Source organism: Roseibium sp. AWQ4_254 (assembly GCF_056161025.1).
In genome coordinates, this window is record NZ_JBSWYH010000012.1 from 151,351 (window position 1) to 157,462 (window position 6,112).

Annotated in this window: 12 protein-coding genes; all 12 read right to left on the reverse strand. The window is 59.9% G+C overall.

Annotated elements, in window-relative coordinates; all coding sequences use genetic code 11:
• Positions 1-150: 150 nt before the first annotated feature.
• A complete protein-coding gene (gene rpsQ / locus ACXAIC_RS11500) occupies positions 151-381 on the reverse strand; it encodes a 30S ribosomal protein S17 (protein ID WP_475178265.1) in 231 nt (76 codons plus the stop codon).
• 10 nt (positions 382-391) lie between these two features.
• A complete protein-coding gene (gene rpmC, locus ACXAIC_RS11505; RefSeq protein ID WP_475178269.1) occupies positions 392-592 on the reverse strand; it encodes a 50S ribosomal protein L29 in 201 nt (66 codons plus the stop codon).
• Positions 593-612: 20 nt separating this feature from the next.
• A complete protein-coding gene (rplP, locus tag ACXAIC_RS11510; RefSeq protein ID WP_475178271.1) occupies positions 613-1,026 on the reverse strand; it encodes a 50S ribosomal protein L16 in 414 nt (137 codons plus the stop codon).
• A gap of 47 nt (positions 1,027-1,073) precedes the next feature.
• Entirely contained in the window at positions 1,074-1,802 is a 729-nt protein-coding gene (gene rpsC / locus ACXAIC_RS11515) for a 30S ribosomal protein S3 (RefSeq protein WP_299481553.1), read from the reverse strand.
• On the reverse strand, positions 1,802-2,182 hold the full coding sequence (gene rplV, locus ACXAIC_RS11520; RefSeq protein ID WP_475178277.1) for a 50S ribosomal protein L22: 381 nt from the start codon (positions 2,180-2,182) through the stop codon (positions 1,802-1,804). The genes rpsC and rplV overlap by 1 nt, the downstream gene beginning before the upstream one ends.
• Before the next feature lie 2 nt (positions 2,183-2,184).
• Positions 2,185-2,463, reverse strand: coding sequence for a 30S ribosomal protein S19 (rpsS, locus tag ACXAIC_RS11525; protein WP_022998243.1), 279 nt, complete (start codon positions 2,461-2,463; stop codon positions 2,185-2,187).
• Between the two features lie 11 nt (positions 2,464-2,474).
• Entirely contained in the window at positions 2,475-3,308 is an 834-nt protein-coding gene (gene rplB / locus ACXAIC_RS11530; protein WP_475178279.1) for a 50S ribosomal protein L2, read from the reverse strand.
• Between the two features lie 15 nt (positions 3,309-3,323).
• Positions 3,324-3,617, reverse strand: coding sequence for a 50S ribosomal protein L23 (locus ACXAIC_RS11535; protein WP_152501370.1), 294 nt, complete (start codon positions 3,615-3,617; stop codon positions 3,324-3,326).
• Entirely contained in the window at positions 3,614-4,234 is a 621-nt protein-coding gene (rplD, locus tag ACXAIC_RS11540; protein WP_475178286.1) for a 50S ribosomal protein L4, read from the reverse strand. The genes ACXAIC_RS11535 and rplD overlap by 4 nt, the downstream gene beginning before the upstream one ends.
• Entirely contained in the window at positions 4,234-4,944 is a 711-nt protein-coding gene (rplC, locus tag ACXAIC_RS11545; protein ID WP_475178289.1) for a 50S ribosomal protein L3, read from the reverse strand. Before rplC ends, rplD begins: the two co-directional genes overlap by 1 nt.
• A gap of 22 nt (positions 4,945-4,966) precedes the next feature.
• Positions 4,967-5,275 (reverse strand): 30S ribosomal protein S10, encoded by a 309-nt coding sequence (gene rpsJ / locus ACXAIC_RS11550; RefSeq protein WP_006936455.1) that lies wholly within the window; start codon positions 5,273-5,275, stop codon positions 4,967-4,969.
• 73 nt (positions 5,276-5,348) lie between these two features.
• A partial coding sequence (locus tag ACXAIC_RS11555; RefSeq protein WP_475178294.1) for an elongation factor Tu occupies positions 5,349-6,112 on the reverse strand: 764 nt, incomplete at its 5' end.

Below are 6,112 nucleotides of genomic sequence, written 5' to 3' on the forward strand. Positions count from 1 at the left end.
CGATCACCCTGCCCTCATGTGGATCCCACATGACACCAAAATGATCAGCTCTCAGATGTTCCTACATCCTGCCTGCGGCTGGCCGCCGTCAGGATGATCTTTAGGCGCCCGGGTCACGGGCGCCTGGTACTCACCAAACGGGGAGCCGGGTCACTCGGCGACCACGGTCCAACGCTTGTTTTTCGAAATCGGCGCGCACTCTTCGATCTGAACAGAGTCGCCAACCTTGTACTGGTTGCTTTCGTCATGTGCCCGGTACTTCTTGGTCCGGCGCACAGTCTTCTTCAAAAGCGGGTGCGTGAAGCGGCGCTCCACATTCACCGTCACCGTCTTGTCATTGGCGTCGCTGACAACGGTGCCTTGCAGGATACGCTTCGGCATGGCCGTCTCCTTAAGCGTTCGCCGTCACGCGCTTCTCGCGCATGATCGTCTGGATACGCGCAATGTCACGGCGGATCTGCCGCACACGCGCAGTGTTTTCAAGCTGACCCGTGGCCTTCTGGAAGCGCAGGTTGAACTGCTCTTTCTTCAGGCCTTCAAGCTCACTGCGGAGCTCGTCGAGGGTCTTAGCCCGTACATCGGTCGCCTTCATGGCTTAACTCCTCGCCTGCCTTACTCGCCGATACGCTGAACGAAACGGCATTTGATCGGCAGCTTGGCGGCAGCAAGACGCATGGCTTCACGGGCCACGTCTTCCGGCACACCGTCGATTTCAAACATGATCCGGCCCGGCTTGACTCGGCAAGCCCAGTAATCCGGAGACCCTTTACCCTTACCCATGCGGACTTCGGCAGGCTTCGAGGAAACCGGCAGGTCCGGGAAGATACGGATCCAAACACGACCCGCACGCTTCATGTGACGGGTCATAGCACGACGGGCCGCTTCGATCTGACGTGCAGTCACACGCTCCGGCTCCATAGCCTTCAGACCGAATGCGCCGAAGTTGAGGTCAGTGCCTCCCTTCGACAAGCCGTGGATGCGGCCTTTGTGCTGCTTGCGGAACTTTGTGCGCTTCGGTTGCAGCATCGTTCTTCTCTCGTCTTTCTTATCTTACGAGCGGCAGGCAGCTTTGTTTAAGCTGCGCGCTCGCGGCCCCGATCCCGGCGTCCGCCGCGATCACCCTGGTTACCTTCGGAAGCAGCCGTTGCACGGCGTTCGGACGCCATCGGGTCATGCTCCAGAATTTCACCCTTGAAGATCCAGACCTTGACACCGCACACGCCATAAGCGGTATGCGCACTGGCAACACCGTAATCGATGTCGGCCCGCAGAGTGTGAAGCGGCACGCGGCCTTCACGGTACCATTCGATACGCGCAATTTCCGCACCGCCGAGGCGGCCGCCACAATTGATCCGGATGCCCTGGGCGCCAAGACGCATGGCAGACTGAACGGCCCGCTTCATGGCGCGGCGGAAAGCAACACGGCGTTCCAGCTGCTGAGCGATCGAAGCGGCAACAAGCGTCGCGTCGATCTCCGGCTTGCGCACTTCAACAATGTTGAGATGCACTTCCGAATTCGTGATATCGGCGATCTTCTTGCGAAGGCGCTCAATATCCGCACCCTTCTTGCCAATGACCACACCCGGACGGCCGGAATGGATGGACACACGGCATTTCTTGTGCGGACGCTCGATCACGACCTTAGAGACAGCAGCCTGCTTCAGTTCCTTCAGAAGGAACTCACGGATGCGGAAATCTTCGTGCAGAAGATCGCCGTATTCGTTCTTGTTCGCATACCAGCGGGAGTCCCAGGTGCGGTTGATCCCGAGGCGCATGCCGATCGGGTTTACTTTATGTCCCATCAGGCAGTCTCCTCAACTTCGCGCACGACGATGGTCAGGTTCGAGAACGGCTTCTCGATCCGGCCAACCCGGCCGCGTGCACGGGCCTGGAACCGCTTGATGACAAATGCCTTGCCAACATGAGCTTCGGCAACCACCAGGTTGTCGATGTCCAGGTCGTGATTGTTTTCCGCGTTCGCAACGGCAGACATCAAGGTCTTCTTGACGTCATGCGCGATGCGCTTACGGGAGAATGTCAGGTCCGCAATCGCGGAACCGACCTTTTTGCCACGGATCGAAGCCGCAACGAGGTTCAGCTTGCGCGGAGAAATGCGCAGCATGCGGGTCATTGCCCGGGCCTCATTGTCAGCGAGCGTCCGCTCACGCTTCGGCTTGCCCATCGTTACTTCCTCTTCGCCTTCTTGTCGGCGCCGTGTCCGTAATAGGTCCGGCTCGGCGAAAATTCACCGAACTTGTGACCAATCATCTCTTCAGACACAAGCACCGGAACGTGCTTTTGACCGTTATAGACGCCGAAAGTCAAACCGACGAACTGCGGGAGGATCGTTGAGCGGCGGCTCCAGGTCTTGATGACCTCGTTCCGGCCGGACTCACGGACCTTGTCCGCTTTCTTCAGCAGATACCCGTCGACAAACGGACCTTTCCAGATCGAACGTGCCACGATCCTGTCCTTTACTTCTTACGCGCGTGGCGGCTGCGGACGATAAACTTATCAGTCTGCTTGTTGCGCCGCGTGCGCTTGCCTTTGGTCGGTTTGCCCCAGGGGGTAACCGGATGACGACCGCCGGAGGTCCGGCCTTCACCACCACCATGCGGGTGGTCGATCGGGTTCATGGCAACACCGCGCGTATGCGGGCGGATGCCAAGCCAGCGGGAACGGCCTGCCTTGCCGAGGTTCACGTTGCCGTGGTCCGGGTTGGACACAGCACCGATGGAGGCCATGCAGGTCCCCAGAACCCGGCGCTGTTCGCCAGACATCAGACGCAGCGTGGTGTACCCCTGGTCACGGCCAACAATCTGAACAAACGCACCGGCAGAACGGGCGATCTGGGCGCCCTTGCCCGGCTTAAGCTCAATGTTGTGCACAATCGTGCCGACAGGAATGCTGGACAGCGGCGCCGCATTGCCCGGCTTCACGTCCACATTTGCACCGGCAATGACGGTGTCGCCAGCCGCAAGGCGCTGCGGCGCCAGAATGTAGCTCAGCTCGCCATCTTCATAGCGGATCAGCGCAATGAATGCGGTCCGGTTCGGATCGTATTCCAGACGCTCGACCGTTGCCGGCACGTCCCACTTGCGGCGCTTGAAGTCAACAAGACGGTAGGACCGCTTGTGACCGCCACCACGGTTCGGAGACGTCAGACGGCCGGTGTTGTTGCGGCCGCCCTTCTTGGAAAGGCCTTCGGTCAGGGTCTTGACCGGCTTGCCCTTCCAGAGGCCGGAGCGGTCAACTTGAACCAGCTGACGGCGGCCTGGGGACGTCGGGTTGAATGTCTTAAGTGCCATTTTCTAGTCCCCGTCTCAGAGCCCGGTGGTCACGTCGATAGCGTGACCTTCCTGCAGCGTAACGACGGCCTTCTTGAAGTCGGACTGGCGGCCAAGACGTCCGCGGAAGCGCTTCACCTTGCCCTTGCGGACCAGGGTGTTCACTGCCGTGACCTTGACGCCGAACAGAGCTTCGACAGCGGCCTTGATTTCCGGCTTGGTTGCGTCATTGGCAACCTTGAAGACAACCTTGTTCTCTTCAGAAGCCATCGTCGACTTTTCGGTGATCACCGGGCCGACGATCTTGTCGTAGTGAGGAAGTTTGCTCATTTAAAGCGCTCCTCAAGTGCGGACACCGCAGCCTTGGTCAACACAAGCGTGTTGGCCCGCAGGATGTCGTAGACGTTGATGCCCTGAACCGGCAGCACATCCACATGGGGGATGTTGCGCGAGGCCAGTGCGAAGTTGTTGTCAAGTTCCGCACCATCGATGACCAGGGCGCTGGTCAGCCCAAGCTTCCCGAGCTGCGTTTTCAGAGCCTTGGTCTTGGCTTCGGCTGCTTTCGCATCTTCCACAACCACCAGGCTGTCGGCCTTGGCTTTCGCGGACAATGCGTGTTTCAGGCCGAGGGCACGGACCTTTTTCGGCAGGTCATGGCCGTGGTCGCGCACGACCGGGCCGAAGGCCTTGCCACCACCGCGAAACTGCGGGGCTTTCTTGTTGCCGTGACGTGCACCGCCCGAACCCTTCTGGCGGACGAATTTTTTCGTCGTGCCGGAGATTTCAGACCGCTGCAGCGTCTTGTGGGTGCCCGCCTGGCGCTTGGCAAGCTGCCAGCGCACCACACGGTGGATCAAATCGGTGCGCGGCTCGAGACCAAAGATCTCGTCAGACACCGTGATCGAACCGGCCGCCCCACCTTCTAGGGTCTTGACCTGGAGTTCCATCACTCACTCTCCTTCCCGGCAGCCTCAGTCGCTTCGGACGCCTTGAAAGCACCCGGAACCGGAACATTGTCCGGCAGCGCCTTTTTGATCGCGTCGCGGACCAGGATCCAGCCGCCCTTGGCGCCCGGAACAGAACCCTCGACCATGATCAGGCCACGCTCAACATCAGTGCGCACAACCTTCAGGTTCTGCGTGGTCACGCGGGCATCGCCCATATGACCGGCCATTTTCTTGCCCTTGAACACACGGCCCGGATCCTGACACTGACCCGTTGAACCGTGTGAACGGTGCGAGATCGAGTTACCGTGGGTTGCGCGTCCACCACCGAAGTTGTGGCGCTTCATCGCACCGGCAAACCCCTTACCGATCGACGTGCCCGTGACATCCACGAACTGGCCCTCGACATAATGGTCAGCGGTCAAAACCGCTCCCACGTCGATCATGTTGTCCGCGGAAACGCGGAACTCGGCCACTGTCCGCTTCGGCTCGACCTTTGCAACAGCAAAGTGCCCACGCAGTGCTTTCGGCGTATTCTTAACTTTACGGGTACCCGCGCCGAGCTGCAGCGCCGTGTATCCATTCTTTTCGTCAGTCCGGTGGGCAACCACCTGGCAATTTTCCAGCCGCAGAACCGTGACCGGAACATGCTCGCCTGCATCGTTGTAGATGCGGGTCATGCCCACTTTCTGAGCGATCACTCCAGAACGCATGATGTGTCCCCTTGACCCCGCCTTAGAGCTTGATCTCGACGTCGACACCAGCGGCAAGGTCGAGCTTCATGAGCGCGTCCACCGTCTGGGGCGTCGGATCAACGATGTCGAGAAGACGCTTATGCGTCCGCATCTCGAACTGATCGCGGCTTTTCTTATCGATATGCGGTCCGCGAAGCACGGTGTACTTCTCGATCCGCGTCGGCAGCGGCACGGGACCCCGTACCTGAGCACCGGTCCGCTTGGCCGTATTGACGATCTCCTTGGTGGAGGCGTCGAGAATACGGTGGTCAAACGCCTTGAGGCGGATCCGGATATTCTGACCGTTCATTGTTATTGTTCCCAATAAGACTGCGGGCCTGCCCGCTCAAACCATAAGCTGCGCCGGCAGGCCCGGCTGTCGATTATTCGATGATGGATGCGACGACGCCGGCGCCGACGGTACGGCCACCTTCGCGGATCGCGAAGCGCAGGCCTTCTTCCATGGCGATCGGCACGATCAGCTCAACGTCCACAGAGACGTTGTCGCCCGGCATCACCATTTCCGTACCTTCCGGCAGAGACACAACACCCGTCACGTCCGTCGTACGGAAGTAGAACTGCGGACGGTAGTTGGTGAAGAACGGCGTGTGACGGCCCCCCTCTTCCTTCGTCAGGATGTAGGCTTCAGCCTTGAACTTCGTGTGCGGGGTCACAGAACCCGGCTTGCACAGAACCTGGCCACGCTCAACATCTTCACGGCCAACGCCGCGGATCAGCGCACCGATGTTGTCGCCCGCTTCGCCGCTGTCCAGCAGCTTGCGGAACATTTCAACGCCGGTCACCGTCGTCTTCGAAGTGTCCTTGATGCCGACGATCTCGACTTCTTCACCAACGGTGATGATGCCGCGCTCAACACGGCCGGTCACAACCGTGCCGCGGCCGGAGATCGAGAAAACGTCTTCGATCGGCATCAGGAACGGCTGATCCTTCGGACGCTCAGGCGTCGGGATGTAGTCGTCAACCTGCGCCATAAGCTCGCGGATCGCGTCACGGCCAATCGCCGCATCACGGTCTTCAACAGCCGCAAGGGCAGAGCCCTTCACGATCGGAATGTCGTCACCCGGGAACTCGTAGGAAGACAGCAGCTCGCGGATTTCCATTTCAACCAGCTCAAGCAGCTCTTCGT